3 protein-coding genes and 1 pseudogene are annotated in these 3,307 nt (G+C 68.9%); 1 reads left to right on the top strand and 3 read right to left on the bottom strand.

Annotation, left to right across the window (positions count from 1 at the left end):
- The 3 genes from AC5RUJ_RS13050 to AC5RUJ_RS13040 form a co-directional block, all read right to left on the bottom strand.
- The coding region (locus AC5RUJ_RS13050) for a DUF4192 family protein (protein WP_494155970.1) at positions 1-306 on the bottom strand (306 nt) is incomplete at its 3' end.
- Between the two features lie 116 nt (positions 307-422).
- A complete protein-coding gene (locus tag AC5RUJ_RS13045) occupies positions 423-1,778 on the bottom strand; it encodes an MFS transporter (RefSeq protein ID WP_494128730.1) in 1,356 nt (451 codons plus the stop codon).
- 33 nt (positions 1,779-1,811) lie between these two features.
- A complete protein-coding gene (locus tag AC5RUJ_RS13040; protein ID WP_494013829.1) occupies positions 1,812-2,813 on the bottom strand; it encodes a proteasome assembly chaperone family protein in 1,002 nt (333 codons plus the stop codon).
- 248 nt (positions 2,814-3,061) lie between these two features.
- Between AC5RUJ_RS13040 and AC5RUJ_RS13035 the strand changes: the two are divergent.
- Positions 3,062-3,307, top strand: a pseudogene (locus tag AC5RUJ_RS13035) (leucyl aminopeptidase); the annotation flags it as partial.

The raw sequence follows: 3,307 nt of genomic DNA, 5'->3' as shown, positions 1-3,307 counted from the left end.
GAGGGCGGCCACGAGCCGGGCATGGGGCGGCCGGCCCGGCGAACGCCAGGGGTGGTCCGTGTACAGGATGAGCAGCGCGGAGTCGGCGTCCTCGTCGGAGCGCAGATAGTCCGCCGCCGTTTCGGCAAACAGTTCGAGGTGGCAGCCGTCCCGGCTGGCGGGGAGGTCCAGGCGGAGGGTCGCGCCCAAACGGCCTTGGGAAAGGGCCAGCAGCACCACGCTGTCGGCGGGAAGGAATCCCAGCGCATGCGGCACGAAACCGAGAATGTCGACGGAGCGGCGGGCGGTGAACTTCTTCTTCTCCATGACAGGAGCCTTCCGCCGCTGCCTGCCCGGCGGCCAGCCGAGGGGGCTCTCCTGTGGACAACCGCCCTTCCGAAGCCCAGGTGGAGGGAGGGTGCTCAACGGTGGAGGGAGGGTGCTCAGCCGCCCCGGGTTCCGCCGTTCCCCCTGCGTTCCCGGGTCCGTTCGCGCCGCCGGCGGCGCTCCCGTGCCAGCGCATCGCGCAGCGGCGGCACGGTAATCCCGCCGTGCGACATCCGGGTGCGCACTCGTTTGCGCACGGTCAGCATCGCCAGCGTGCCCGCGATCAGGAAGAGGAACTGGAGGCTGAAGGCCAGCTTGAACGAGTCCAGCGCGTACAGGTCGCCCTGCGAGAACCCGCTGGCCAGCAGGGCATCGAGCACCACGCCCATGCCGAGCATCACCAGCAGCGCCGAGATGAAGCCGCCGACGTTGACAATCCCGGTGGCCGTTCCGGCGCGGCTGAGCGGATTGAAGGTCCGGGCGAAGTCGAAGCCGATCATGGAACCCGGGCCGCCGACGGCCACGGCCATGACCAGCAGTAGGAGCAGCCAAAACGGGGCCGGGCCCGGGTAAACCAGGACGCACAGCCAGGCCGCCGACATGGCCCCCACGATCAGCAGGGCCATGGTGGAGCGCCGGAGGGGATGCCGGCCCACCCAGCGGCCCAGCAACGGGCCGGCGACGAAGGAGGTCATGACCGCTGCCGTCATCAGCGCCGAGGCTTCCGTCGGCGTCAGGCCTTGGGCCGACACCAGGAACGGGTAACCCCACATGAGCATGAACACGTTCGCGGGAAACTGGACCGTGAAATGAGTCCACAGTCCCAGTCGCGTACCCGGTTCCCGCCACGCTTCGGCCAGCGACGCGCCGGTCTGGCGGAGGGTCGGCTGCGGGGCCGTCCGCCGGGGTCCCGGCTCGTTGCGGACCACTGCGAGGGCAAGGACGAAGGCCACCGCGGAGAGCGCGGCAACAGAGAGGAAAGCCGGCGTCCAACCCGCCAGGTTAAGGATGGCCACGAACGGGATGACGCTGATCAGCTGGCCGATCTGGCCCAGCTGGCCGGTTAACTGGGTCAGCAACGGAATGTGCTTCCCGCTGAACCAACTGGGCAGCAGCCGCAGCACCGACACGAAGGTCATCGCGTCGCCGGCACCGACGAGGACGCGTCCGGCCAGCCCTTCGGGGACGGAGGACGCGAAGGCCAGGGCGGTTTGCCCGGCCAGCATCAGTACGGCCCCTCCGGCCACCATCATCCGGGGTCCGTATTTGTCCACCATGAGGCCGACGGGGATCTGCAGGCCCGCGTACACCACCAGTTGCACCACGGTGAACGTCGACAACGCGGCGGCGGTGGCGTCAAAGCGCTCGGTGGCCTGCAGGCCTGCTACGCCGAAGGAGGTCCGCTGGGTGATCGCCACCAAGTAGGCGAATATCCCGCTCCCCCACACCCACCAAGCACGCCGCGAATCCATTGCTCCATCTTGCCCACGGTCCGGGGCGCGGGACTAATCGGCGTCGCCGGACCCCGTGGAGGCTCCTTCGGCGCCGTCGTCGTCGGTGGCAGGCTGAGTGGCCAGGAAGGCCTCCACTGCCGCGCCGATCTCGTCGGCGTCGGGAAGCTCTTCGTTGTCCTTGACCAGCAGCGAGCGGCGCTCTTCATGCCCCGCGTACTCGTCGTACCGCTCTTCCAGCCGGCCGACGACGCGCTGGACGTCCGCGGAGTCCTGTACCTGCCGGTCGATCTGGCTTTCCACCTCGCGTCCGGTCTCGCGCAGCCGGTCTGTGGGCAACGTCAGCGAGGTGGCGGCACCGATGTACTCCAGCGCCGCGACGGCGGCAGGCGGGTACTGGGCGTCGGACAGGTAGTGGGGCACGTGGATGGAATAGCCGACGACGTCACGCCCGGCCTCTGCGAGGCGCACTTCCAGCAGCGGGCCGATGCCGGCCTGCAGCTCCGCCTGGGGTTTCCAGCTGGTGATCCCGTCGATCAGGTCCTGCCGCGAGCCGTGGACGGTGACGCCGATCGGGCGGGTGTGGGGCACCGGCATGGGCAGCGACTGGACCCACGCGACCAGGCGCGTCTGGAGCCGGTTCGCCACCCAGACGACCGCACGGGAGAACCGCTCCCACTGGTAGTCGGGTTCGGGGCCGGTCAACAGCAGGAACGGAGTGCCGAGCCCGTCGACCAGCCGGTACAGCTCGATGGCGGGGGCTTCGTAGTCGGTGAAACGGTCGCCGGCGAAGGTGATGCGGGGCCGCCTGCTGCGGTAGTCCACCAGTTGGTCGGCGTCGAAGGAGGCGACCAGTTGTGCGTCGAGCCCGTCGAGCAGCTCGTCGCCGATCTGCTCCACCACGTGGCCGGCTTCCGCAGCACCGGTGAATCCCATGACGAGATCAAGCCCGCGCAGCTCAGGCGAGTCGAACAACTCCGCGTTGGTCGACATCAGCGACCGTGGATCCAGCAATGTGCCCTCCGTTCCGGCATCGTCTCTTTCCCTGCCGTGCATGCCTCTCGCAATGTTCAGCGCCCGGGCGGGCGGAAAAATTCCGGCCCGCGGGTCGGACAGCGCGTGCGCGGCACCGCATCCGGTGCGGAGAGACTACGATCGACAGGTGCAGGCCCTGTTCCGGCCAACCTTTTCAAAGGCTCATTCCTGCTGGAACTACTGTAGACACAACGGTAAGCAACCGGTGAGCGGCGGCGGGCACCACCCGTCCGGCCGGCCGGCTGTAGGAGAAGTTAGGACAGATCTGCGTGATCCCCACGACCGAGCTCAAGCTCAGCGCCATTGCCAAGGATGTCAAAAAGGCCAAGTCAGCCGCCCTCGTCATTGCGGTCGGGCAGGACGGAGACGGTCCGGTCCTGCTGGAGAATCCGCTGCCGGCCAAGGCCTCGAAGTCGCTGCAGGACTCCCTTCCGCTGCTCGGCGTCACCGGGGCGGCCGACCAGGTCCACCGCCTGCCGGGGCTGCCCGGGGCCGGGGCGGACGTGGTGGTGCTG

The organism is Arthrobacter sp. Y3223164 (genome assembly GCF_059091005.1).
The sequence above is the reverse complement of the archived record's forward strand: the minus strand, read 5'-3'. Positions and strand labels throughout refer to the sequence as shown.